The 24,646-nt window shown below is 58.4% G+C and carries 19 protein-coding genes; 6 read left to right on the top strand and 13 right to left on the bottom strand.

Going from position 1 to position 24,646, the window contains the following annotated elements; translation table 11 throughout:
* Nucleotides 1-181: 181 nt before the first annotated feature.
* Nucleotides 182-1,645, bottom strand: coding sequence for a glyceraldehyde-3-phosphate dehydrogenase (locus ACXPVS_RS07535; RefSeq protein ID WP_458509372.1), 1,464 nt, complete (start codon nt 1,643-1,645; stop codon nt 182-184).
* Nucleotides 1,646-2,008: 363 nt separating this feature from the next.
* Here ACXPVS_RS07535 and mfd point away from each other — a divergent pair, with 363 nt between their 5' ends.
* Genes mfd through ACXPVS_RS07550 form a run of 3 tightly spaced genes read left to right on the top strand, consistent with a single transcriptional unit; the run spans nt 2,009 to nt 8,751 of the window.
* A complete protein-coding gene (gene mfd / locus ACXPVS_RS07540; protein ID WP_458509373.1) occupies nt 2,009-5,458 on the top strand; it encodes a transcription-repair coupling factor in 3,450 nt (1,149 codons plus the stop codon).
* 10 nt (nt 5,459-5,468) lie between these two features.
* Nucleotides 5,469-6,047, top strand: a complete 579-nt coding sequence (locus tag ACXPVS_RS07545; protein WP_458509374.1) for a CsiV family protein — start codon at nt 5,469-5,471, stop codon at nt 6,045-6,047.
* 10 nt (nt 6,048-6,057) lie between these two features.
* Nucleotides 6,058-8,751 (top strand): DEAD/DEAH box helicase, encoded by a 2,694-nt coding sequence (locus ACXPVS_RS07550; protein WP_458509375.1) that lies wholly within the window; start codon nt 6,058-6,060, stop codon nt 8,749-8,751.
* Nucleotides 8,752-8,819: 68 nt separating this feature from the next.
* On the opposite strand, the gene ACXPVS_RS07555 is transcribed toward ACXPVS_RS07550, so the two are convergent.
* From ACXPVS_RS07555 to ACXPVS_RS07565, 3 genes are all read right to left on the bottom strand, one after another.
* Nucleotides 8,820-9,557 carry an S-methyl-5'-thioinosine phosphorylase gene (locus tag ACXPVS_RS07555; protein WP_458509376.1) on the bottom strand — a complete coding sequence of 246 codons (738 nt, stop codon included), beginning with the start codon at nt 9,555-9,557 and terminating at the stop codon, nt 8,820-8,822.
* Between the two features lie 12 nt (nt 9,558-9,569).
* Complete coding sequence (nagZ, locus tag ACXPVS_RS07560; protein ID WP_458509537.1) at nt 9,570-10,568, bottom strand: beta-N-acetylhexosaminidase; 999 nt, start codon at nt 10,566-10,568, stop codon at nt 9,570-9,572.
* A gap of 170 nt (nt 10,569-10,738) precedes the next feature.
* A complete protein-coding gene (locus ACXPVS_RS07565) occupies nt 10,739-11,446 on the bottom strand; it encodes a TetR/AcrR family transcriptional regulator (protein ID WP_283190374.1) in 708 nt (235 codons plus the stop codon).
* 229 nt (nt 11,447-11,675) lie between these two features.
* Here ACXPVS_RS07565 and lexA point away from each other — a divergent pair, with 229 nt between their 5' ends.
* Both lexA and sulA read left to right on the top strand, forming a co-directional pair.
* Nucleotides 11,676-12,284 (top strand): transcriptional repressor LexA, encoded by a 609-nt coding sequence (gene lexA / locus ACXPVS_RS07570; protein WP_282482082.1) that lies wholly within the window; start codon nt 11,676-11,678, stop codon nt 12,282-12,284.
* A gap of 10 nt (nt 12,285-12,294) precedes the next feature.
* On the top strand, nt 12,295-12,768 hold the full coding sequence (gene sulA / locus ACXPVS_RS07575) for an SOS-induced cell division inhibitor SulA (RefSeq protein ID WP_458509377.1): 474 nt from the start codon (nt 12,295-12,297) through the stop codon (nt 12,766-12,768).
* Nucleotides 12,769-12,862: 94 nt separating this feature from the next.
* Here sulA and ACXPVS_RS07580 read toward each other — a convergent pair whose 3' ends face one another.
* The 8 genes from ACXPVS_RS07580 to ACXPVS_RS07615 all read right to left on the bottom strand — a co-directional run bounded on the left by ACXPVS_RS07580 (nt 12,863) and on the right by ACXPVS_RS07615 (nt 21,972).
* Nucleotides 12,863-13,096: a hypothetical protein gene (locus ACXPVS_RS07580; protein ID WP_458509538.1), complete on the bottom strand. Its 234-nt coding sequence runs from the start codon at nt 13,094-13,096 to the stop codon at nt 12,863-12,865.
* Nucleotides 13,097-13,482: 386 nt separating this feature from the next.
* Nucleotides 13,483-13,755, bottom strand: a complete 273-nt coding sequence (locus ACXPVS_RS07585) for a hypothetical protein (protein WP_458509378.1) — start codon at nt 13,753-13,755, stop codon at nt 13,483-13,485.
* A 138-nt stretch (nt 13,756-13,893) separates the two neighbouring features.
* Nucleotides 13,894-14,418 (bottom strand): DUF6586 family protein, encoded by a 525-nt coding sequence (locus ACXPVS_RS07590; RefSeq protein WP_458509379.1) that lies wholly within the window; start codon nt 14,416-14,418, stop codon nt 13,894-13,896.
* A 141-nt stretch (nt 14,419-14,559) separates the two neighbouring features.
* The gene (topA, locus tag ACXPVS_RS07595; RefSeq protein ID WP_458509380.1) at nt 14,560-17,193 is read right to left on the bottom strand and encodes a type I DNA topoisomerase; all 2,634 of its coding nucleotides are present in this window, start codon (nt 17,191-17,193) and stop codon (nt 14,560-14,562) included.
* Nucleotides 17,194-17,307: 114 nt separating this feature from the next.
* Complete coding sequence (locus tag ACXPVS_RS07600) at nt 17,308-17,544, bottom strand: DUF1653 domain-containing protein (RefSeq protein WP_458509381.1); 237 nt, start codon at nt 17,542-17,544, stop codon at nt 17,308-17,310.
* 100 nt (nt 17,545-17,644) lie between these two features.
* A complete protein-coding gene (gene fadA / locus ACXPVS_RS07605) occupies nt 17,645-18,820 on the bottom strand; it encodes an acetyl-CoA C-acyltransferase FadA (RefSeq protein ID WP_458509382.1) in 1,176 nt (391 codons plus the stop codon).
* Between the two features lie 29 nt (nt 18,821-18,849).
* The gene (fadB, locus tag ACXPVS_RS07610) at nt 18,850-20,997 is read right to left on the bottom strand and encodes a fatty acid oxidation complex subunit alpha FadB (RefSeq protein WP_458509383.1); all 2,148 of its coding nucleotides are present in this window, start codon (nt 20,995-20,997) and stop codon (nt 18,850-18,852) included.
* Between the two features lie 537 nt (nt 20,998-21,534).
* Complete coding sequence (locus ACXPVS_RS07615; protein ID WP_458509384.1) at nt 21,535-21,972, bottom strand: hypothetical protein; 438 nt, start codon at nt 21,970-21,972, stop codon at nt 21,535-21,537.
* 104 nt (nt 21,973-22,076) lie between these two features.
* Here ACXPVS_RS07615 and ACXPVS_RS07620 point away from each other — a divergent pair, with 104 nt between their 5' ends.
* The gene (locus ACXPVS_RS07620) at nt 22,077-22,514 is read left to right on the top strand and encodes a universal stress protein (RefSeq protein ID WP_008151425.1); all 438 of its coding nucleotides are present in this window, start codon (nt 22,077-22,079) and stop codon (nt 22,512-22,514) included.
* Nucleotides 22,515-22,580: 66 nt separating this feature from the next.
* On the opposite strand, the gene ACXPVS_RS07625 is transcribed toward ACXPVS_RS07620, so the two are convergent.
* Entirely contained in the window at nt 22,581-24,500 is a 1,920-nt protein-coding gene (locus ACXPVS_RS07625) for an ATP-binding cassette domain-containing protein (protein ID WP_458509385.1), read from the bottom strand.
* Between the last annotated feature and the right edge of the window lie 146 nt (nt 24,501-24,646).

Here is a 24,646-nt window from a genome sequence, read left to right on the forward strand (position 1 = left end):
ACAAATCCTGCCTCTCCTGAGCCATCACCCGACACAACGTCAAGGTCCGCCATTATGCGATAGAAATACGGGAACGGACCCATTCCCCCGGGTATTCGCGCCGGCAAGATCGCGACAATGATCACCGCACAAACAAAAACGCCCCGACCAAAGTCGGGGCGCTCTCATGTGCAGCTAACGCTTAGCGCGGGAATGCAGGCGGGTTTACACCGGCCATGTCTTCCATTACGCGAACCACCTGGCAGCTGTAACCGAATTCGTTGTCGTACCAAACGTACAGAACAACGCGGTTGTCTTGGCTGATGGTTGCTTCAGCGTCCACCACGCCTGCGTGGCGCGAGCCAACGAAGTCGGTGGAAACCACTTCCTGCGAGTTGACGTAGTCGATTTGCTTATGCAGATCGGAGTGCAGCGCCATGTAGCGCAGGTACTCGTTCATCTCTTCGCGGGTAGCGGCTTTCTCAAGGTTCAGGTTGAGAATGGCCATCGACACGTTTGGCGTCGGAACGCGGATCGCATTACCGGTCAGCTTGCCGGCCAGTTCAGGCAGCGCCTTGGCAGCAGCGGTAGCCGCACCGGTCTCGGTGATCACCATGTTCAACGCGGCGCTACGACCACGGCGATCGCCCTTGTGGAAGTTGTCGATCAGGTTCTGGTCGTTGGTGTACGAGTGAACCGTTTCAACGTGACCGTTGATGATGCCGAACTTGTCGTTGACGGCTTTGAGCACCGGCACGATAGCGTTGGTGGTGCAGGAAGCCGCCGAAACGATCTTATCATCAGCGGTGATTTCACCGTGGTTGATGCCGTGAACGATGTTCTTCAACTTGCCTTTGCCAGGCGCGGTCAGAACAACGCGATCGATGCCAGGGCAAGCCAAATGCTGGCCCAGACCGTCGGCGTCACGCCATACACCAGTGTTGTCCACCAGCAGCGCGTCTTTGATGCCGTACTGGGTGTAGTCCACTTCAGTCGGGTTTTTCGCGTAGATAACCTGGATCAGGTTGCCGTTGGCGGTGATGGTGTTGTTGGCTTCATCAATGGTGATGGTGCCATCGAACGGACCATGGACCGAGTCACGACGCAGCAGGCTGGCACGTTTGACCAGATCGTTTTCGGCGCCCTTGCGGACAACGATGGCGCGCAGACGCAGGCCGTCGCCACCACCGGTTTTCTCGATCAGGATGCGCGCCAGCAGACGGCCGATACGACCGAAGCCGTACAGAACAACGTCGGTGCCTTTGCGGGCGGAAACGTTTTGCTGACCAACGACGTCAGCCAACTCTTCACGGACAAACTGCTCGGCAGTGCGGCCGTTGCCTTCAGTCTTGAACTTGACCGCCAGCTTGCCCAGGTCTACCGAAGCGGCGCCGAGCTTGAGCTCGCTCATTGCTTTGAGCAGCGGGAATGTTTCGTGGACGGACAGTTCGCTGTCGTCGGACTGGCGATGGCGGGCAAAGCGGTGGGCTTTGAGAATCGCAATGACTGAACGATTGATCAGGCTGCGGCCATAGATCGAGCTCACCACGTTGTTATTGCGGTAGAGCTGACCGATAAGCGGAATCATCGCTTCTGCGAGTGCTTCACGGTCGATCCATTCACCAAGACACTGGTCGGGCTTCTGAGTCACGGGAACCTTCCACATGTAGGGGCAGAAAAAAGGGGCTACATTATGCCGCCGAGAGCCTCCCGTAGCAATGCGCGCCTGTCGCACGACCAGTAACAAATTCTTCTTCAAAAAAAACACGCACCGCTCAAGCCCAATGAAACCGAGGCCTGCAGCGCAGTCACTTTTTGGAAGACAACGCTGCCTTGTCTGTAACCCTCCGTAACACTCGGTCGTTTTGCCACTACATATTCAGTCATTTTTACTAAAAAACGGGCCGATTTTGTCTTTACCACTACATTTCGCCCAACCTGAGTAATAGACACAGTCTGCAACTGACAGGCGGCACCCGGGACCGTTACAATTACCGACTTTGTCGCAACGCTTGGAGCTCAACCTTCCGTGCCCGTTCTGCGTCTACCGCTTCTCCCTGCCGCGGCAGGTAAACAGCACTGGGGCAACCTGCCCGGTGCCGCCCTGAGCCTGGCCATTGCCGAGGCCGCCAGCGCTGCCAAGCGCTTCACCCTGCTGCTGACTGCCGACAGCCAAAGTGCCGAACGGCTGGAACAGGAGCTGAGTTTCTTCGCCTCGGATTTGCCGGTGTTGCATTTCCCGGACTGGGAAACCCTGCCCTACGATCTGTTTTCGCCGCACCAGGACATTATTTCCCAGCGAATCTCCGCGCTGTATCGATTGCCGGAGCTGAGTCATGGCGTTTTGGTCGTGCCGATCACCACCGCCCTGCATCGTCTGGCGCCGACCAAGTTCCTGCTCGGCAGCAGCCTGGTGCTGGACATCGGCCAGAAGCTCGATGTCGAGCAAATGCGCACCCGGCTTGAGGCCAGCGGCTATCGCTACGTCGATACCGTCTACGAGCACGGCGAATTTACCGTCCGCGGCTCGCTGATTGATCTGTTCCCGATGGGCAGCAAATTACCTTTCCGCATCGACCTGCTCGACGACGAAATCGAGACCCTTCGTACATTCGATCCGGAAAACCAGCGCTCCATCGACAAAGTGAAAACGGTTCGCCTCCTGCCTGCGAGAGAGTTTCCGCTCCAAAAAGATGCGGTCACCCGCTTCAAGGCGCGCTTCCGTGAGCGTTTCGATGTCGACTTCCGTCGCTGCCCGATCTTTCAGGATTTGAGCAGCGGGATTACACCGGCCGGTATCGAGTACTACCTGCCGCTGTTCTTCGATGAAACCTCCACGCTGTTCGACTACCTGCCACAGGACACGCAAGTGTTTTCCTTGCCGGGCATCGAGCAGGCGGCGGAGAACTTCTGGAACGACGTGCGCAATCGCTATGAAGAGCGTCGCGTCGATCCGGCCCGTCCTTTATTGCCGCCGGCGGAACTGTTCCTGCCAGTGGAAGATTGCTTCGCTCGACTGAAGAACTGGCCGCGCGTGGTCGCCAGCCAACAAGACGTTGAAACCGGCGTTGGCCGCGAGCGCTTCCCCGCTCGGGAGCTGCCGAACCTGGCCATCGAAGCCAAGGCCACCCAGCCGTTGGCGGCGCTGGCGGGCTTCCTCGACGAGTTTCCCGGTCGAGTGCTGTTTACCGCCGAGTCCGCGGGCCGCCGCGAAGTGTTGCTGGAGTTGCTGGAACGCCTGAAGCTGCGACCGAAAACCGTCGACAGCTGGCCGGACTTCGTCGCAAGCAAAGAGCGCCTGGCGATCACCATCGCGCCGCTCGACGAAGGCCTGGTGCTTGACGACCCGGCCTTGGCCCTGGTCGCCGAAAGCCCGTTATTCGGCCAGCGCGTGATGCAGCGCCGTCGCCGTGAGAAACGCGCCGACGCCAACAACGATGCCGTGATCAAAAACCTCACCGAGTTGCGCGAAGGCGCGCCGGTAGTGCATATCGATCACGGCGTCGGTCGCTATCTCGGGCTGACGATTCTGGAAATTGATAGTCAGGCCGCCGAATTCCTGACCCTCGAATACGCCGCAAACGCCAAGCTTTACGTGCCGGTGGCCAACCTGCATCTGATCGCCCGTTACACCGGCAGCGACGATGCCCTGGCCCCGCTGCACCGTCTCGGCTCCGAGACCTGGCAGAAAGCCAAACGCAAAGCTGCCGAACAAGTACGCGATGTAGCCGCCGAGTTGCTCGACATCTATGCCCGCCGCGCCGCTCGCGAAGGTCATGCGTTCGCCGACCCGAAAGCCGATTACGCGACCTTCAGCGCTGGCTTCCCGTTCGAAGAAACCCCGGACCAGCAAACCACCATCGAAGCGGTGCGCGCCGACATGCTCGCGCCGAAACCGATGGACCGCCTGGTCTGCGGCGACGTCGGTTTCGGCAAGACTGAAGTGGCGATGCGGGCCGCGTTCATTGCGGTACACGGCGGTCGTCAAGTGGCAATTCTGGTGCCGACCACCCTGCTCGCCCAACAGCACTACAACAGCTTCCGCGACCGCTTCGCCGACTGGCCGGTGAGCGTGGAAGTGATGAGCCGGTTCAAGTCCGCCAAGGAAGTGAATGCCGCCATCGCCGACCTGGCTGAAGGCAAGATCGATATCGTTATCGGTACCCACAAACTGCTGTCCGACGATGTGAAGATCAAAAACCTGGGGCTGGTGATCATTGACGAAGAGCACCGTTTCGGTGTCCGCCAGAAGGAACAGCTCAAGGCCCTGCGCAGTGAAGTCGACATCCTCACCCTGACCGCCACGCCGATTCCGCGCACGCTGAACATGGCGGTGTCAGGCATGCGCGATCTGTCGATCATTGCTACGCCGCCGGCGCGTCGCCTGTCGGTACGGACTTTCGTCATGGAGCAGAACAAGAGCACGATCAAAGAGGCTCTGCTCCGTGAGCTGTTGCGTGGCGGTCAGGTCTATTACCTGCACAACGATGTGAAGACCATCGAGAAATGCGCCGCCGACCTCGCCGAACTGGTGCCGGAAGCGCGGATTGGCATCGGCCACGGGCAGATGCGCGAACGCGATCTCGAACAAGTGATGAGCGACTTCTACCACAAGCGCTTCAACGTGCTGATTGCCTCGACCATCATCGAGACCGGCATTGACGTGCCGAGTGCCAACACCATCATCATCGAGCGTGCCGACAAGTTCGGCCTGGCGCAGTTGCACCAGTTGCGCGGCCGGGTCGGTCGCAGTCACCACCAGGCTTATGCTTATTTGCTGACGCCGCCGCGTCAGCAAATCACGCCTGACGCCGAAAAACGTCTGGAAGCGATCGCCAATACACAGGACCTCGGCGCAGGCTTCGTGCTCGCCACCAACGACCTGGAAATCCGCGGCGCCGGCGAACTGCTCGGCGACGGGCAGAGCGGACAGATCCAGGCCGTCGGTTTCACGCTGTACATGGAAATGCTCGAGCGCGCGGTGAAGTCGATCCGCAAGGGCGAACAACCGAACCTCGATCAGCCGCTCGGCGGTGGCCCGGAAGTCAATCTGCGCGTACCGGCGTTGATTCCCGAGGACTACCTGCCGGACGTACATGCCCGACTGATTCTCTATAAACGCATTGCCTCCGCCACCGACGAGGAAGGCCTCAAGGACTTGCAGGTGGAGATGATCGATCGTTTCGGTCTGCTACCGGAACCGACCAAGAACCTGATGCGCATTACTGCGCTGAAATTGCAGGCCGAGCTACTGGGTATCAAGAAAGTCGACGGCGGCCCGCAAGGTGGCCGAATCGAGTTCGCGGCGCAAACCCCGGTCGACCCGCTGACGCTGATCAAGCTGATCCAGAGCCAGCCCAAACGCTACAAATTTGAAGGCGCCACGATGTTTAAATTCCAGGTGCCGATGGAGCGCCCCGAAGAGCGCTTTAATACTGTAGAGGCGCTGTTTGAGCACCTCATTCCGAAAACTGCTTGAAGGACGCCGCATGCGCCTGTTTCGCTTACCGACCTTGTTGACAATGCTCATAACAGCGCTGGTCGCCCCTACGGCATTTGCCGATGACTTGTATCAGATTGAAATGATTCTGGTCCGCCAAAACGCCGTGCCCGCTATCGTCAGCCGCGCCGCGCCGGAAGACTGGGCTGCCGGAGCTCAGCCCATAAGCCCCGACAGCCTGCGGACACCGAGTCTCAATGGCGAAGTAGAAAAACTCACCGCCAGCAATGAATACACGGTATTGCTGCATAAGGCCTGGCAACAGACGCTCGGCGAAGAAGCCAGCAACGTCGCGATCAGCGAAGGCAAAGAACAGTTCGGCCAGTTCCCGATCGAGGGCACGTTGAGCCTGAAACTGGGACGTTTCACTGATGTGGACGCGGATCTCTGGGTTAACCAGATCGACGCCAACGGCATGATCACCGCCAGCGAACACATGAAGCAGGAAAGCCACACCAAGAACGGCCAGCTGAACTTCCTCGACAACGGCCACTTGGGCATGTTGATCAAGATCACCTCGCTCACCGTACCTGCGCCTCGGCCAGTCCCCGATGAAATTCCGGACTGATTGAGTCCTTATGCCTGCGATCCTGAGCAAACCCCTGGCACCTTCCTGGGTCAGCCGATTCAAGGAACAGAGCCTGGAGCGTGGTCGTCGCTACGCGTTGGAGAACCGCGTCAGGATCGTCGAGGCCGGCGACGCCACGATCATTGCCGCCTGCGAGGGCTCTGGCGGTAACGTTTATCGTCAGACTATTCGCCTGCGCGAGTCAGCCAAAGCCACGCTGTTGATGATCGATGCCACCTGCACTTGCCCGGTCCACAGTAACTGCAAACACTGTGCGGCGGTGCTACTGAAAGTGCAGGAAACCCTCGCCTATCCCGCTGCGGCGCAAGACGCCGAGCTACTCGAGAAACTTCAAGCCGTATTGGAAAACCGCAGCCCGAAGGCGCCGCCGCAAGTGCTGGTGGATAACGTGCAACCGATGCCGCGCCTTTGGCTGGCGAGCATTGAGTTCAGCGCCTTCGAACCGCGCAACGGCAAGATGCAACGTTATATTCAGCATCGCGCGGCGTTGTCTTTCAGCTATCTGGATGAATACGTTTCCGGGCAGAAGAACACCGACATTCTGATTCGTCAGGAGACGCAAACGTTACGGATAAAACGCCACCCGGAAGTTGAACAGACCTACAGGGAGCAGTTGCGAATCCTCGGCTTCAAAATTGCCACCCGGCAAAGCAAGGCCTTGCCGGAAAGTGCCGGCGAACTTTTCGAGATGGTCAACGACAGTGCCTGGCTAACCTTCACCCTCAATGAACTGCCGAAGCTGCGCGCCCTGGGTTGGGAGTTGCAGATCGACGAAGACTTCGGTTTCGACCTGACTGCCGTGGACGATTGGTACGCCACCGTAGAACAGGCACCGGAGCGCGACTGGTTCGATCTGGAACTGGGAATCATCGTCAACGGCGAGCGGCTGAGTCTGCTGCCGATCCTGCTGAACCTGATGCGCTCTCACACCGAGATCCTCAACCCGGAACGCCTTGCACGACGTCGCGACGACGAGTTGATCCTGGTGAACATTCCCAATCGCCCGAACTCCGAGTACGGCCCGCTGCAAGTCGCCCTGCCCTTCGGCCGATTGAAACCGGTACTGGCGACCCTCGGCGAGTTCTACCTGCAAGGGCCCGGCGAAACGACGCTGCGCCTGAGCAAAGCCGATGCCACGCGACTGAATCCGCTGGAAGACCTGCCGTTGCTCTGGGAGGGTGGCGAGCAAATTCGCACCTTCGCCCAGCGGCTGCGGGATATCAAGGACCTCACCGCGACCGCCCCGGAAGGCTTGAACGCGACCTTGCGCCCCTATCAACTGGAAGGCTTGAGCTGGATGCAGTCGTTGCGGCAACTGGAAGTCGGCGGGATTCTCGCGGACGACATGGGTCTGGGCAAAACCCTACAGACCCTGGCGCACATTCTCAGTGAGAAAAATGCCGGACGCCTCGATCGGCCGTGCATGGTGGTGATGCCCACCAGCCTGATCCCCAACTGGCTGGATGAAGCGGCGCACTTCACGCCGCAACTCAAAGTGCTGGCGCTGTACGGTGCCAGTCGCAAAAAGCATTTCGACACGCTGGCCGATTACGACCTGATCCTGACCACCTATGCGCTACTGCCCAAGGACGTCGAACGCCTCGCCGCGCAGCCTTTTCACGTGTTGGTTCTGGACGAGGCGCAATACATCAAGAACCCCAACAGCAAGGCCGCCCACGCTGCCCGCGAATTGAATGCCCGCCAGCGCCTGTGCCTGAGCGGCACGCCGCTGGAAAACCACCTGGGTGAACTGTGGTCGCTGTTTCACTTCCTCTTGCCTGGCTGGCTCGGCGACGTGAAAAGCTTCAACCGCGATTACCGCGTGCCGATCGAAAAGCGCGCCAGCGAAGTGCGACTTCAGCACCTCAACGGCCGGATAAAACCGTTCCTGCTGCGTCGAACCAAGGAACAAGTGGCGACCGAGTTGCCGCCGAAAACCGAAATCATCCATTGGGTCGAGCTCAACGAAGCCCAGCGCGACGTGTACGAAACCATGCGCCTGGCGATGGACAAGAAAGTCCGCGACGAGATCACCCGCAAGGGCGTGGCGCGCAGCCAAATCATCATTCTTGAAGCGCTGCTGAAACTGCGTCAGGTGTGCTGCGATTTGCGCCTGGTCAACGATGCCGCCCTGCCCCCCACTCGCGGCAGCACGTCGGGCAAGCTCGACAGCCTGATGGAAATGCTTGAGGAATTGTTCGATGAAGGTCGGCGGATTCTGCTGTTCTCGCAGTTCACTTCAATGCTGTCGTTGATTGAAGACGAGCTGAAAAAACGCGGAGTCGATTATGCGCTGCTGACCGGGCAGACCCGCGACCGTCGCGCACCAGTCAAAGACTTCCAGAGCGGCAAGCGTCAGATCTTTCTCATCAGCCTGAAGGCGGGTGGCGTCGGCCTGAACCTGACCGAAGCCGACACGGTGATTCACTATGATCCGTGGTGGAATCCAGCGACGGAAAATCAGGCCACTGACCGGGCTTATCGCATCGGCCAGGAGAAACCGGTGTTCGTCTACAAGATGATTGCCAGGGGCACGGTGGAAGAGAAGATTCAGCATCTACAGAAGGAAAAGTCCGACTTGGTGGCTGGCGTGCTGGATGGGCGCAAGACCGGCGACTGGAAGTTACAGAGTGATGACATTGAAGCGTTGTTTGCACCGTTGCCGGATAAGCTGGAAAAATAGCGGCGACTATTAAATCGTCATCGCGAGCAAGCCTGCTCGCGATGGGGCCAAACCGCTGTGACGACTGCTCAACCTCTAAGCACCCGAGCCAACGTCGATTTCACCTTGCCCATCCCGTCATGCAGCGCTTGCTCGATCTCGGCCATGGTAATCACGGCCGTCGACTTGCCCGCTGCCGGGTTTACTATCAGCGCCAGACAGGCGTAATCCAGTTCCAGTTCACGAGCCAATGCCGCTTCCGGCATTCCAGTCATGCCGACGATGTCGCATCCGTCACGCTCCAGTCTGGCGATTTCAGCGACGGTTTCCAGACGTGGTCCTTGAGTGCAGGCGTACACGCCTTGACTGCTGTAGCCAACCCCTTCGGCCGCCAGCGCCGCAATCAATTGCTGACGCAGTGACTCGCTGTAGGGATAGCTGAAGTCGATGTGTGTGACCTGCTGCAGATCATCGGCGAAATAGGTGTGTTCGCGACCGCTGGTATAGTCGATGAGCTGATGCGGCACGCAGAAATGTCCGGTACCCATCGCGCAATGAATCCCACCCACGGCGTTGACCGCCAGAATCGCTTCGGCGCCAGCCTGTTTCAGCGCCCAGAGGTTGGCGCGGTAGTTCACCTGGTGCGGTGGAAAGCGGTGAGGATGACCGTGGCGTGCGAGAAACAGCACTTCCCTGCCGGCGTACTCGCCGATCTGCACTTCAGCCGAAGGCACGCCATACGGCGTGTCCACCGCCAGTGACTGACGAATGCTCAGGCCTTCGAGTTGAGTCAGGCCGGTGCCGCCAATAATCGCGTAAACAGTCATAACAAAAAGGCCCTAATCAATCAGTTGAGCTTCTTTGAGCGCGCCGACGGCTATCAGCCAGCGCGGGTCTTGACGGTATTCAGTGTTGGCGTACGACTGGCCGCGCATCCGCGCAATGCGCTCGGACGGCTTGACCTTCAGACGCTGGGCGGCGCACAGGGCCAATTCCGCGGCCGCGCGATCGTTGCACACCAGGCCCATGTCACAACCGGCCGTCAGCGCCGCTTCAATACGGCTGGCAGCATCGCCGACCACGTGGGCGCCGGCCATGGACAGGTCGTCGCTGAAGATCACGCCGTCAAATTGCAGTTCGCCACGCAGGATGTCCTGCAACCAGCGGCGAGAGAAGCCGGCGGGCCGGGAGTCGACTTGCGGATAGATAACGTGAGCAGGCATGACCGCAGCCAATTGCTTGCTCAGCCGGGCGAACGGCACCAGGTCACTGGCGCGAACTTCGTCGAGGCTGCGCTCATCAACAGGGATCGCAACATGGGAATCGGCCTCGGCCCAGCCGTGACCGGGAAAGTGCTTGCCGGTGGCGGCCATGCCGGCGCTGTTCATGCCGCGAATGAAGGCTCCCGCCAGCCATGCTGCACGCTCTGGATCACCTTCGAATGAACGACTGCCCACTACGGCACTGCGCTGAAAATCGAGGTCCAGCACCGGAGCGAAACTCAGATCGAGGCCGACAGCCAGCACTTCAGTCGCCATGATCCAGCCGCACTGCTCGGCGAGGTACTCGGCATTCGGATTGTCAGCGATGGCGCGCATGGCTGGCAGTCGCACGAAACCCTGACGCAAACGCTGAACCCGGCCGCCCTCCTGGTCGACTGCCAGCAGCAGATCGGGGCGAATGGCGCGGATTGAGGCGCTCAACTCGCGCACTTGCCGCGGGTGTTCGATATTGCGCGCGAAAATGATCAGGCCGCCCACTTCGGGTTGGCGCAACAATTGGCGATCTTCAGCCGTCAGCCAGGTACCGGCGACGTCCACCATCAACGAGCCTTGCAGGCCAGCAGTCATAGAGATTCCTTGATAACGATAAACCCGGCTCGCACGCAATCGCGGCCTAGGGCAATGCCCGACAGGTCGGCGATACGAATGGGGAGCGGTTTCAGAGCGAGAGTCGGCATGGGCGGCTAGCTTAGCGGATGTCAGCTGCCGCGCCCACCCGTGCGCGGTTAAACCTTGGCGGCAACCGGGGTTGATTTGCTGCGCGGACGCAACTGAGCGGTGGCCATGGCCACGTCGGTCACACCGGTTTCGGCGCGCATGCCCGCCGCCAGGAACGGCACCATCAGACGCATTACTTGCTCAATGGAGGTGTTGACACCGAAGTCGGTCTCGGCAATTGCGCGCAGGGCTTTGATACCGGACATGCTGAACGCGGCGGCGCCGAGCATGAAGTGCACACGCCAGAACAGCTCAATCGGTGGAATGCGCGGCGCGGCTTCGTTGACCAACATCATGTAACGGCGAAACACCTTGCCGTACATATCCTCCAGATAACGCCGCAAGTGCCCTTGGCTCTGACTGAAAGCCAGACCCAGCAAACGCATGAAAATCGACAGATCGTTACCGCTGCGTGGTTGCACCACCAGGGCTTGCTCGACGAGGATTTCCAGCAGCTCTTCAAGCGTCGGCTTGTTCTCCGGCTTGGCTTGACGCCGCTCCAGCTCTTTATCAAGGCTTAAGCAGAACGGCCCGAGAAAGCGCGAAAAAACTGCCTGAATAAGCGCCTTCTTCGAACCGAAGTGATAGTTCACCGCCGCCAGATTGACACCGGCCTTGCTGGTGATCAGACGCAATGAGGTTTCAGCAAAACCTTTTTCCGCGAACAATTGCTCGGCAGCATCAAGAATGCGTTCAACGGTTTCCGACTGGGCCATGACTACTCCGCCTGACAAACACTTGTTTGAAACATACGTTTCAGCCCAGGCCTTGTCAAGCCTGACGGTTCGTTTTGGGAATGGTCGGTCACCTATTTAACCATACAACTCTCAAGCTTGAATCAGCGGGCTCATGGGCCGTCTGGCGGTCAGCAAAAAAAGGGGCATTGCCAAGACCGTTCCACTGTATATAATCCCAGTCACTGTATAAAAAGACAGAGCGATCAATATGCTAAAGCTGACGCCACGCCAAGCAGAGATTCTGGCCTTCATCAAACGTTGCCTCGAAGACAACGGCTACCCGCCCACCCGCGCGGAAATCGCTCAGGAACTGGGTTTCAAGTCGCCCAATGCGGCGGAAGAACACCTCAAGGCGCTGGCCCGCAAGGGTGCGATCGAGATGACTCCCGGTGCTTCCCGTGGTATTCGCATCCCCGGCTTCGAAGCCAAGGCCGACGAGTCCACCCTGCCGATCATTGGCCGAGTGGCTGCCGGTGCCCCGATCCTCGCCCAGCAACACATCGAAGAGTCCTGCAACATCAATCCGTCGTTCTTCCATCCTCGCGCCGACTATCTACTTCGGGTGCATGGCATGAGCATGAAGGATGTGGGCATTTTCGACGGTGACCTGCTGGCAGTGCACACCACCCGCGAAGCCCGCAACGGCCAGATCGTAGTAGCACGAATCGGCGACGAAGTGACCGTCAAACGCTTCAAGCGCGATGGCAGCAAAGTCTGGTTGATTGCCGAAAACCCTGAATTTGCCCCTATCGAAGTGAACCTGAAAGATCAGGACCTGGTGATCGAAGGCTTGAGTGTCGGCGTCATTCGCCGCTAAAGGAGGCTTTATGCAGTTCCAACACACATCACAGCAAGCCCAACTGCCGTTGTTCGAGGCTTTCATGGTGCAGCCATTGGCGCCGATCCTGAAAGACGTGGTCGAGTCACCCTGGAGCACCGAGCCCGAAGTCTTCAGCGAGCTGTCGCTGCGTGGTGCAACCGGGAACTGCCTGAATCTTCTTGCGCCGATTCTCAGGGAACTGAGCCAGGACCAGGACGCGCGCTGGCTGACGCTAATTGCTCCGCCCGCCAGCCTGACCCAGGCCTGGTTGCGGGACGCCGGCCTTAACCGCGAACGCATCCTGCTGCTGCAACCGCGCGGCACTCAGAGCGCTCAGCAGTTGACCTGCGAGGCCTTGCGCCTGGGCCGCAGCCACACAGTGGTCAGTTGGCTCAACCCATTGGGCACAACTTCACGGCAACAGTTGATCAGCGCCGCCCGGATCGGGGACGCACAAAGCCTGAATATTCGACTGGGTTAACTGACAAATAATGCACGCGCTGAACAGCGCGGGGCTTCTCCAAGGATAGAGAAGCCAACCTGCAGCGATATCAGCAAAAAACCGACGGGCGGGATCAATGAAGAACCCGAGGCCCCTCATCCGTACTGAATTCGCCTTCAACCAAGCGTCCGGCCATCTGAACGCCGACGCTCAACATCGCCTTGGCGACTTCTACGTGCTGGCCCTGCAGGAACGCTTTGGCATCCTCGGAGAAATCCAAAGTAACCAGAGAACCCTCGTCCTCAGCCCTGCGCAGCTCGATACGGCCGTCTGGTAACTCGACAATTTCTAGAAAGGACGTTGGCATAAAGGTTTGTTCTCCACGAAAGGCGGGGATTATATAGGCATCGGCCAGGCTTCGCTCGGGATCTTGAGGAGCGGTAATCAGCCCGCCGTTACGAAAAAGCCATTTTGCGGGCATTCCAGACCGACCGAGCCTGTGGCGCTCCACCTGTCAAAAGTTCGGCTTGTACTCAAAAGCTACGGAAGCCTGGGCGTCGGAAATGGAATAATTACCGACTTTTTGTTGAGGCTGTCATTAACAAGGGAGTTACCGCCCGCCCCATCTGACACGGTGGCCTTGTAACTTTCGCGATCGACATACTGCAAGTGCTGGTAAGTGAAGGGCAATTCATGAACCGCGCCAAGGTAGGCACCTTGAACCGATTTCAAAATCTGTCGGCTGTAGGATCCTCAATGGAAGTCCTTGAACTCCTCGCCCAAACTCTCCAGCACTTGCACATCCGGGTTGAACGACTCCTTTAACCCATGGGTGAGCAATGAAGATTTATGGGGGATTTTCCTGGAGAGTGCGTCGGTCACACCGGACCTGTGATCCATCACAAGCCAGCCACCCAATAGAAAAGCGATGCCCAGCACGACAAAAGGTACGAAAACAACGGTGGCGGCAATCAATCCCAAACCGATATTACGAAATAACCTGGGCGTGGCGTTATCGAACTCCAACGGCCCACCCAACGCCCTGAGTTGCTTTATCACCTCGAGCAGTTAAACAACTGTCGCAGTTTTTTGTTATGCAGAATGGAAGACATGCTCCATCCCTGAAGAGATCAACGTAACGCAGTGTCCGATGTGATTATGTGCTCAGCACTCGTTCAGGCCTTCGCGAAATCGAATCGCCAGTCCCTTGAGGTTCTGACGCCAGCTCTCCAGTTCCTCCCGGTTCAGCTCTTGAGGAGCCTCTTCTTCATCCAGGTTAACGGCCATGATCAGCGGCTGCGTCACGTCACCCTTAGGTTTGTGAGGCGCTCGTGGCGGCTGAAACAGCGCTGCATGGGCTGCCAGCAGTTTGGCCAGCCAGGTTTCCGGATTATTGGCCAACTCGACCATCTCGGCCATTTCCGGAATCGCGATGGCTTCAAGTACTTCGCGAGTCAGCAGCAACTCGGCCCGAGGCGCATTGGCCTGAGGCAAGCGATAGAAACCGGCAATTTCATGGCACAGTCCCAGCAACGCACCGTACAAGTGAAACAGGGCCGACTCACGTCCGGCCTGGATCAGCGCCAGGGCGTTCATCGCCCGCCCCTCTTCGGCTCTGGCGAGCGCTTCCAGCGACAGGCCAGCGAAGTATATTTTCTGGTTGGTACGGGTATAGAGTTCGTGGGCCATGACGGCAGCCTCCACAACGAAATAATGGCTTCACACAGATCAGACAGTGTCGTGGATCAGCTCCGCTTCCCGCAAGCACAAAACAAAAAGGCCGCATGAAAACCCGAGGGTTGTCATGCGGCCTTTTCAGTACAGCTCCGGTTAAGCCTTAGCGGTCTTCGCCGGGCGCTTGTCTTCAACCGTCCACTTGCCGCCGTCGTAGTACGCCTTCCAGCCAGTTGGCTTACCGTCGACTTCAGTCTGTACGTACTGCTCTTTGGTTTTACGGCTGTAACGGATCACAGCAGGCAGGCCGTCCGGATCTTTCTTCGGTGCTTCGCACAGGAAGTGGTACTTCGGATCGATCTCATCCTTGTGCGGCACAATTTCCATCACCAGCGGAGCACGCGTCTCGCGGTTTTTCGGGAATTGACTGGCCGCCAGGAACAGGCCGGAAGCACCGTCGCGCAGGATGTAAGTGTCATTGACCTTTTCGCATTTCAGCTCAGGCATCTTCACCGGATCCATCTTCGGCGGTGCGGCATCACCGCTTTTCAGCAATTTGCGGGTGTTCTTGCACGTCGCGTTGGTGCAACCGAAGAACTTGCCAAAACGGCCAGTCTTGAGTTGCATCTCGCTGCCGCACTTGTCGCATTCCAGGCTTGGACCTTCGTAGCCTTTGATGCGATAAGTGCCCTCTTCGATTTCGTAGCCAGAGCAATCCGGGTTGTTACCGCAGATGTGCAGCTTGCGCTTCTCATCCAGCAGGTAAGCGTCCATCGCTGTGCTGCAGATCGGGCAGCGGTGCTTGCCACGCAGAACCAGCGACTCCGACTCACCCTCGTCGTCCGCCGCGATTTCGTCGCCCGGCACCAGGTTGACAGTGGCCTTGCAGCGCTCTTTCGGCGGCAGGCTGTAGCCCGAGCAACCAAGGAACACGCCAGTCGATGCAGTACGAATCTGCATCGGACGCCCGCACAATACGCACGGAATGTCAGTCATCACTGGTTGGTTGGCACGCATGCCGCCTTCGGCGCTTTCGGCTACTTCGAGCTTCTTCTTGAAGTCGCCGTAGAACTCGTCGAGCACGTTCTTCCAGTCACGCTCACCTTGGGCCACGTCATCGAGGTTCTCTTCCATGCCGGCGGTGAAGCCGTAGTCCATGAGATTGGAGAAACTCTCGGCCAAGCGCTCGGTAACGATGTCGCCCATCTTTTCCGAGTAGAAACGACGGTTGTGCAGCGCTACGTAGCCACGATCCTGGATGGTCGAAATGATCGCCGCGTAGGTCGAAGGACGACCGATGCCGCGTTTTTCCATTTCTTTAACCAGGCTCGCTTCCGAGTAACGCGCTGGCGGCTTGGTGAAGTGCTGGGTCGGATCAAGCTTGATCAGCTTCATCGCGTCGCCCTGAGCCATGTCCGGCAACACGTCGTCATCACCAGGCTTGGCAATTTGCGGCATGACGCGGGTGTAACCGTCGAACTTCAGGATGCGCCCTTTGGCGCGCAACTCGAAGTCGCTGGCACCGACGGTGACAGTGGTCGACAGGTATTGGGCCGGCAGCATCTGGCAGGCGAGGAACTGGCGCCAGATCAGCTCGTAAAGCCGCTCTGCGTCACGCTCCATGCCCGACAATTTACTTGGCTCGGTATTGGCATCGGAGGGACGAATCGCTTCGTGAGCCTCTTGTGCGCCTTCCTTGCTGCTGTAGACATTCGGGGCTTCCGGCAGGTACTGCTTGCCGAACTCGCCTTCAATATAAGTACGCGCCATCGTCACGGCATCGACCGAGAGGTTGGTGGAATCGGTACGCATGTAAGTGATGTAGCCGGCTTCGTACAGACGCTGAGCCATCATCATGGTTTTCTTCACGCCGAAGCCCAGGCGATTACTCGCAGCCTGTTGCAGGGTGGACGTGATGAAAGGTGCCGACGGCTTGCTGCTGGTCGGCTTGTCTTCGCGCTTGACGATGCTGTAGCTGGAAGCCTTGAGCTTCTCCAACGCGGCCATGGCCTGAGCTTCATTGAGCGGCTTGAAGGCTTCGCCTTTCTCGCGAGCCACGTCAAAGCGCACGGTTGCGCCCTTGGCGGTGCCCAGGTCGGCGTGAACTTCCCAGTACTCTTCCGGGTTGAACGCGCGGATTTCACGCTCACGCTCAACGACCAGCTTCACGGCAACCGATTGCACGCGACCAGCGGACAGGCCACGAGCGACCTTGGCCCACAGCAGGGGGGAAACCATGTAACCCACCACGCGGTCGAGGAAACGACGCGCTTGTTGTGCGTTTACACGATCAATGTCCAGCTCGCCCGGTTTGGAGAAGGCTTCCTGAATCGCCTTCTTGGTGATTTCGTTGAACACCACGCGCTTGTAGCGGCTGTCATCACCACCGATGGCTTCGCGCAGGTGCCAGGCAATGGCTTCCCCCTCGCGATCCAAGTCGGTTGCGAGATAGATGGTGTCAGCATCCTTGGCGAGCCGGCGCAGCTCTTCGATGACCTTTTCTTTGCCTGGGAGGATCTCGTACTTGGCTTTCCAGCCATGATCGGGATCGACACCCATGCGCGAGACCAACTGCTTGCGCGCTTTCTCTTTCGGCGTGAGCACCGGACCTTCACCCGCGGCGGCCTTGCCGCGCTTGGCGGCTGGCTCTTTGCTGGCGCTAGCCGAACCGCTGGTGGGCAGGTCTCGGATATGGCCGATACTCGACTTCACCACGTATTGGTTACCCAGATACTTGTTGATGGTCTTGGCCTTAGCCGGGGATTCCACAATGACCAGCGATTTGCCCATGGATCAGAAAATTCCTGAATTCTAGAAGTGAAAGGCGGTTGGCGCCTGACGCGGCACCGCTATATATAGTGGCTACAAGGTGAGGTCAAGCGCAGGCTCTTGCCCGCACTCAGCTTATGGCTTGGAAAAAAGGCTCGGTTCGGCTTGCACCAAAGCAAAGCGTGGCACCTGTTCGCCGTCAACCTCGACCGACTCCAGGAACATGCTCAAGGGACGCACCCAAAAGCCGTAATCGCCATACAGGGCTTGGTAGAAGACCACTTCTTCTTCGGTTTCCGAATGCCGCGCAATACTGAATACACGGTACTGCGGACCTTTGTAATGTTGGTAGAGCCCAAGTTGTATCGGCATGGTTTGGCCCTCGCTCAAATCTTTTAAAAATAAAAACAAAAAATAAATTCAGAAAAACAAAAACCGGGGCACTTGGCCCCGGCTTCCGTCAACGGAACGCTTAAATGCGTTCGAAGACGGTGGAGATGCCTTGGCCGAGACCAATGCACATGGTAGCTACCCCGAAGGTGCCGCCATTTTGCTTCATCACGTTCAACAGAGTGCCGGAGATACGTGCACCGGAGCAACCAAATGGGTGACCCAGGGCAATCGCACCGCCATGCAGGTTAACCTTCTCGTTCATCTTGTCGAGTACTTTCAAATCTTTCAGCACTGGCAGGGCCTGTGCGGCGAAAGCTTCGTTGAGCTCGAAGAAGTCGATATCGTTAATGCCAAGGCCCGCGCGCTTCAAAGCTTTTTGTGTCGCCGGTACTGGACCATAGCCCATGATTGCCGGGTCTACACCTGCCACCGCCATCGAACGAATCACCGCCATAGGCTGAATGCCCAGGTCCTGTGCACGCTGCGCCGACATCACGATCATGCACGAAGCACCATCGGTGATTTGCGACGACGTACCGGCTGTCACGGTACCGCCCTTAGGGTTAAACGCTGGCTTCAGAGCCGCCAGGCTTTCCAGGGTGGTTTCCGGACGAATGGTTTCGTCATAGTCGAACAATTTCAGGAAACCGTTCTCGTCGTAGCCCTGCATCGGGATGATTTCGTCTTTGAACTTGCCTTCCAGCGTCGCTTTATGGGCGAGCTGGTGGGAGCGCACGCCGAAAGCGTCCTGTTGTTCGCGAGTAATGCCGTGCATTTTACCCAGCATTTCAGCGGTCAAACCCATCATGCCCGAGGCTTTCGCCGCGTACAGGGACATGTGCGGGTTCGGATCAACACCGTGCATCATGCTGACGTGACCCATATGCTCGACGCCGCCCACCACGAACACGTCACCGTTGCCGGTCATGATCGCTTGCGCAGCAGTGTGCAGAGCGCTCATCGACGAACCACACAGACGGCTGACGGTCTGGCCGGCAGCGGTGTGCGGGATCTGAGTCATCAGGGACGCCATGCGGGCGATGTTCCAGCCCTGCTCCAGGGTCTGGTTCACACAGCCCCAGATCACGTCTTCGACTTCGCTCGGATCAACCTTCACGTTGCGTTCCAGCAACTTGCTGATCAGGTGCGCCGACATGTCTTCAGCACGGGTATTGCGGTGCATGCCGCCTTTGGAGCGGCCCATCGGAGTACGACCGAAGTCGACAATCACGACGTCTCTAGGATTCAAGCTCATATATTCACTCTCACTCTAGTTGGGGGCGCTTAACCGAAGAACCGCTGGCCGGTTTTGGCCATTTCGCGCAGTTTTGCGGTCGGGTGGTACAGCGCGCCCAAATCAGCGTACTGGTCAGCCAGGGCAACGAACTCTGCAACACCGATCGAATCGATGTAGCGCAGCGCACCGCCACGGAATGGAGGGAAACCAATACCGTAGACCAGACCCATGTCAGCTTCGGCAGCGGTTTCGACAATGCCGTCTTCCAGGCAGCGCACGGTTTCCAGGCACAGCGGGATCATCAGCCAGTTGATGATGTCTTCGTCAGTGACTTCGCGCTGCTCGTAAACGATCGGCTTGAGCACTTCCAGTACCGACGGATCGGCGACCTTTTTCTGCTTGCCGCGCTTGTCCGTCTCGTAGGCGTAGAAGCCCTTGCCGTTCTTCTGACCCAGGCGCTTGGCTTCGTACAGCACGTCGATGGCCGAACGACGGTCGTCTTTCATGCGGTCCGGGAAACCTTCAGCCATCACGTCGCGACCGTGGTGTCCGGTGTCGATGCCGACCACGTCCATCAGGTACGCCGGGCCCATTGGCCAGCCGAATTTTTCCATGACTTTGTCGATGCGCACGAAGTCCACACCGGCGCTGACCAGCTTGGCGAAACCGCCAAAGTACGGGAACAGTACGCGGTTGACCAGGAAGCCCGGGCAGTCGTTGACGACGATCGGGTTCTTGCCCATTTTCTTGGCGTAGGCAACGGTGGTGGCAACGGCCAGTTCGCTGGACTTCTCGCCACGGATCACTTCTACCAACGGCATCATGTGCACCGGGTTGAAGAAGTGCATGCCGACGAAGTTTTCCGGACGCTTGAGGCCCTTGGCCAGCAAGGTGATGGAAATGGTCGAGGTGTTGGACGCGAGGATGGTGTCCTCTTTGACCTTGTCTTCGACTTCGGCCAGGACGGCCTGCTTGACCTTAGGGTTCTCGACGACGGCTTCGACGACCAGGTCAACGTGACCGAAATCACCGTAGGACAGGGTCGGACGAATACCGTTGAGCACCTCAGCCATTTTCGCCGGGGTCATGCGACCTTTATCAACGCGACCGACCAGCAGCTTGGCGGCTTCAGCCAGACCCTGCTCGATGCCGTGCTCGTTGATGTCTTTCATCAGGATCGGCGTACCTTTGGAGGCCGACTGATAAGCGATACCGCCACCCATGATGCCAGCGCCCAATACGGCTGCCTGCTTCACGTCCTTGGCGATTTCGTCGTAGGCCTTGGCCTTTTTCTTCAGTTCCTGATCGTTCAGGAACAGACCGATCAAGCTCTGCGCGGCAGAGGTCTTGGCCAGTTTGACGAAACCGTTGGCTTCGACTTCCAGCGCCTTGTCGCGACCGAAGTTCGCGGCTTTCTGGATAGTTTTGATCGCTTCAACCGGTGCCGGGTAGTTCGGGCCCGCTTGACCGGCCACGAAACCCTTGGCGGTTTCGAACGACATCATTTGTTCGATGGCGTTGAGCTTGAGCTTTTCGAGCTTCGGCTGACGCTTGGCCTTGTAGTCGAACTCGCCGGAGATGGCGCGCTTGATCAGTTCCAGGGCCGCTTCCTGCAGTTTCTCGGGGGCAACCACTGCGTCGACTGCGCCGACTTTCAGCGCGTCTTCAGGACGGTTTTCCTTGCCGGCAGCAATCCATTCGATGGCGTTGTCGGCACCGATGATGCGCGGCAGGCGCACGGTACCGCCGAAGCCCGGGTAGATGCCCAGCTTGACTTCCGGCAGACCGATCTTGGCCTTGGTGGACATGACGCGGTAGTCCGCCGCCAGGCACATTTCCAGACCGCCACCCAAGGCGATGCCGTTGATCGCGGCGACCGTCGGGACGTTGAGGTCTTCGAAATCGCTGAAAATCTTGTTGGCTTCCAGGTTGCCAGCAACAAGCTCTGCATCAGGCAGCTTGAAGTTCTCGACAAATTCGGTGATGTCGGCGCCGACGATGAACACGTCCTTGCCACTGCTGACGATCACACCTTTGATCGAAGCATCTGCCTTGATGGTGTCTACGGCCTGACGCAGTTCGTTCAGGGTTAGACGGTTGAACTTGTTGACGGACTCACCCTTGAGGTCGAATTTCAATTCGACGATGCCACTTTCAAGAGCCTTAACCGTGATGGCTTTACCTTCGTAAATCATCAACTGATCTCCACGATATGGAAGCTGAACAGTACACGTCGGACGCAGGCGAATGGCTCGGCAGGGACGTTTAACGTCAATGCTACGCCCATCCACCCGACACACCCGCCAACGCGATAGTCGGGATTCTGTAAGAGAGGTCTGCAATACAAACGCTCAATTCATACGCCCGTTTGATTTGGGTACGTCACCTTCACGGAATTTCCGACAATTGTCAATCGCCCAAAATACGGGTTGAAACGCGACTTTCCGGTCATTTCCGTACCGCGAAGCCCTGCAACACGCGGCTGCATGTGAGGTCATTCATAGGATCAATAGTTAGAAAAGTCGCCCTAATTCGCTGCAGCCTTTGTTTAACAAGCTACGCTGGCGGGACCTTAGGGGAAAAAACCTGAACACTTTTGGCGAACGCCCAGCGTAAGATCAGCGCCACACAGAATTACCGGCCTGCCTGGCCAACTCCAGCCCGATGATGTCGGGCTTTTTATTGCCTGTCTGCCGGACGTTTCGCGCCCTTGCGGCGCGAAATTTCCGCATTTATGCCAGCGCCTTCAGCACCGCATCAATATCTTGCAAAACCGTCGCTTCGCCCTTCTCGCCCCAATACAGCGTGATCATCTGCTTGTCTGCTTCGACCTTGTAAACGTTGTCTGGCAACTTTTCGAAATGAATCAGCAACGCCGATTCCTCGCAGACCTCCTGCCACTGATTGACCCACACACCCGGCGCTTTTTGCCAGTAACTCCAGCACGCTGGCCGATTGCCACGCCGCGGTCGATGGTACTGGGCGCAAGGGCTTGGCGGCTCCTTGCTCAGCCAGTGCGGCCAGTCCTGAGGCGCCAGCTGCATCGCTAATCCGATGCGTCGCGCCTCCATGCGCAGGGCCATACGGCCGCTCTGGTGGCGCGACGGCCGCAGCCATGCCAGCGGACTCAGTACCACCAACAGGATTGACACCACTATCCAGACCGTCATATCTGTACTCCCGATTCTTGATGAGCGCATTGGGTCACTTTGAAAACAATGCGCCTGAAACCAGCCATACTTACCAATATTGCAATCCTCAGGAGGAGCAACTCATGCCCTACAACCACATTCTGGTCGCTGTAGATCTAACCGAAGAGTGCGATCCTGTAATCCACCGCGCTCGCGAACTGTCGGTGAGCAACGGAGCGAAATTGTCCCTGGTCCACATTGTCGAGCCAATGGCAATGGCCTTTGGCGGCGACGTGCCCATGGACCTGTCACAACTGCAACAACAGCAGTTCGATCAGGCCAAGGAACGCCTGGACCGGCTGATCGTGAAGTACCCGGAACTCTCCAAGGAATACAGCCACCTGACCTACGGCCAGCCACGCCAGGAGATCCACCACCTGGCCAAGGAACAAACCTGCGACCTGATCGTGGTGGGCAGCCATGGCCGACACGGCCTGGCATTGCTGCTGGGCTCGACCGCCAATGACGTGTTGCACGGTGCGCCCTGTGATGTGCTCGCTGTGCGCCTGATTAAAAGCTAAGCCACAGTGCCTACGAAAAGCCCGGCGCTCATCACTGAACGCCGGGCTTTTTTATAGCAGGATCAATCAGGCATCCAGCTCGGCCCAGCGTTCGACCATTACATCGAGCTCACCCTGCAACTGCTCCAACTGAGCGATCACGGCAGCGGTCTCGGCAGCAGGACGCTGATAGAAACCGGCATCGGCCATTTGCGCCTCAACGAGAGCGATCTGCTGCTCCATGGCTTCGATCTGGCCCGGCAACATTTCCAGCTCACGCTGCAACTTGTAGCTGAGCTTTTTCTTCGCCACCGGTGCTTCGACTACAGCCGCGACTGGCGCAGCTTCGGCCGTGACGACCGCGGAGGCCAGGTCGGCTTTGCCGGACTTGCTCTCGGTCACGCCCAACAGGCGCGGCGAGCCGCCCTGACGCAGCCAGTCCTGATAACCACCGACGTATTCGCGAACCTTGCCTTCACCTTCGAAGACCAGGGTGCTGGTGACCACGTTGTCGAGGAATGCCCGGTCGTGGCTGACCATCAGCACGGTGCCGTTGAAGGTCAGCAAGACCTCTTCCAGCAACTCGAGCGTTTCGACGTCGAGGTCATTGGTCGGTTCATCGAGGACCAGCAGGTTCGCCGGTTTGCTGAACAGTTTCGCCAGCAGCAGACGGGCACGCTCACCACCGGACAGCGCCTTCACCGGCGTGCGGGCACGCTGTGGGCTGAACAGGAAATCGCCGAGGTAGCTCAGCACGTGGCGACTCTGACCATCGATATCGATGAAGTCGCGACCTTCTGCGACGTTGTCGATTACGGTCTTTTCCAGATCCAGTTGATGGCGTAACTGGTCGAAGTAGGCCACGTCGATGCGCGTCCCTTCTTCCACGGTGCCGCTGGTTGGCTGCAGACCGCTGAGCATCAGCTTCAGCAGTGTGGTTTTGCCGGTACCGTTGGCGCCCAGCAGGCCGATTCGGTCGCCGCGCTGCAGGACCATTGAGAAGTCCTTGATCAGGAACGGGCCGCCCGGGTGAGCAAAGCTCACGTTTTCCAGAACCATAACCTGCTTGCCGGACTTGTCAGCGGTATCCAGCTGGATACTGGCCTTGCCGGTGCGTTCACGACGCTCACTACGCTCGTTGCGCAGGGCTTTGAGGGCGCGGACGCGGCCTTCGTTACGGGTGCGACGAGCCTTGATGCCCTGGCGGATCCAGACTTCTTCCTGAGCCAGTTTTTTGTCGAACAGCGCGTTGGCGGTGTCTTCAGCGGCCAGGGACGCCTCTTTGTGCACGAGGAAGCTGGCGTAGTCACCGTTCCAGTCGATCAGGCCACCGCGATCAAGTTCGAGAATGCGGGTGGCGAGGTTCTGCAGGAATGAACGGTCGTGCGTGATGAACAACACGGCGCCCTGAAAATCCTTCAGCGCCTCTTCGAGCCAGGCAATTGCACCGATGTCCAGGTGGTTGGTCGGTTCGTCGAGCAGCAGCAGATCGGGTTCGGAAACCAGAGCCTGAGCCAGCAGAACGCGTCGACGCCAGCCGCCGGACAATTCGGCGAGGGTCTTGTCGGCCGGTAACTGCAGACGGCTCAAGGTGCTGTCGACCAGTTGCTGCAAACGCCAGCCGTCACGGGCTTCGAGGTCGTGCTGGACGTGCATCAGTTTGTCCAGGTCGGCGTCGGTGACGATGTTCTGGCTGAGGTGGTGATACTGCGCGAGCAGCTCGCCGACACCGTCCAGACCTTCGGCCACCACGTCGAACACGGTCCGCTCGTCGGCCACCGGCAATTCTTGCGGCAATTCGCCAATCTTGAGGCCAGGTGCGCGCCAAACGGAGCCGTCATCGGGCTTCTGGTCGCCCTTGACGAGCTTCATCATGCTGGACTTGCCAGTGCCATTGCGGCCGATGATGCACACCCGCTCACCACGGGCGATCTGCCAGGACACCTTGTCCAACAACGGCATAGCGCCGAAAGCAAGGGACACATCGCTGAATTTGAGCAGGGTCATGAGCTTCTCCAAAAACCGGGCGCGTATTCTACCTGACTTGAGGCTTCAGAAGGCCGGCAATTTCACCTTCGCGACACTCTGCATAACAAATGTTGCGAACTGATGCTGACAGACCGGCAAAGCTTTCGCCCGCCGTTGGCAAAAGG

It is taken from the genome of Pseudomonas sp. Ma2-10, assembly GCF_054330215.1.

Bases quoted from the DNA above. Each gene is read 5' to 3' on its own strand.
- ACXPVS_RS07535 (WP_458509372.1), bottom strand. From the start codon at position 1,645: ATGTGGAAGGTTCCCGTGACTCAGAAGCCCGACCAGTGTCTTGGTGAA.
- ACXPVS_RS07545 (WP_458509374.1), top strand. From the start codon at position 5,469: ATGCGCCTGTTTCGCTTACCGACCTTGTTGACAATGCTCATAACAGCG.
- ACXPVS_RS07550 (WP_458509375.1), top strand. From the start codon at position 6,058: ATGCCTGCGATCCTGAGCAAACCCCTGGCACCTTCCTGGGTCAGCCGA.
- ACXPVS_RS07555 (WP_458509376.1), bottom strand. From the start codon at position 9,557: ATGACTGTTTACGCGATTATTGGCGGCACCGGCCTGACTCAACTCGAA.
- ACXPVS_RS07565 (WP_283190374.1), bottom strand. From the start codon at position 11,446: ATGGCCCAGTCGGAAACCGTTGAACGCATTCTTGATGCTGCCGAGCAA.
- lexA (WP_282482082.1), top strand. From the start codon at position 11,676: ATGCTAAAGCTGACGCCACGCCAAGCAGAGATTCTGGCCTTCATCAAA.
- sulA (WP_458509377.1), top strand. From the start codon at position 12,295: ATGCAGTTCCAACACACATCACAGCAAGCCCAACTGCCGTTGTTCGAG.
- ACXPVS_RS07580 (WP_458509538.1), bottom strand. From the start codon at position 13,096: ATGCCAACGTCCTTTCTAGAAATTGTCGAGTTACCAGACGGCCGTATC.
- ACXPVS_RS07590 (WP_458509379.1), bottom strand. From the start codon at position 14,418: ATGGCCCACGAACTCTATACCCGTACCAACCAGAAAATATACTTCGCT.
- topA (WP_458509380.1), bottom strand. From the start codon at position 17,193: ATGGGCAAATCGCTGGTCATTGTGGAATCCCCGGCTAAGGCCAAGACC.
- ACXPVS_RS07600 (WP_458509381.1), bottom strand. From the start codon at position 17,544: ATGCCGATACAACTTGGGCTCTACCAACATTACAAAGGTCCGCAGTAC.
- fadA (WP_458509382.1), bottom strand. From the start codon at position 18,820: ATGAGCTTGAATCCTAGAGACGTCGTGATTGTCGACTTCGGTCGTACT.
- fadB (WP_458509383.1), bottom strand. From the start codon at position 20,997: ATGATTTACGAAGGTAAAGCCATCACGGTTAAGGCTCTTGAAAGTGGC.
- ACXPVS_RS07615 (WP_458509384.1), bottom strand. From the start codon at position 21,972: ATGACGGTCTGGATAGTGGTGTCAATCCTGTTGGTGGTACTGAGTCCG.
- ACXPVS_RS07620 (WP_008151425.1), top strand. From the start codon at position 22,077: ATGCCCTACAACCACATTCTGGTCGCTGTAGATCTAACCGAAGAGTGC.
- ACXPVS_RS07625 (WP_458509385.1), bottom strand. From the start codon at position 24,500: ATGACCCTGCTCAAATTCAGCGATGTGTCCCTTGCTTTCGGCGCTATG.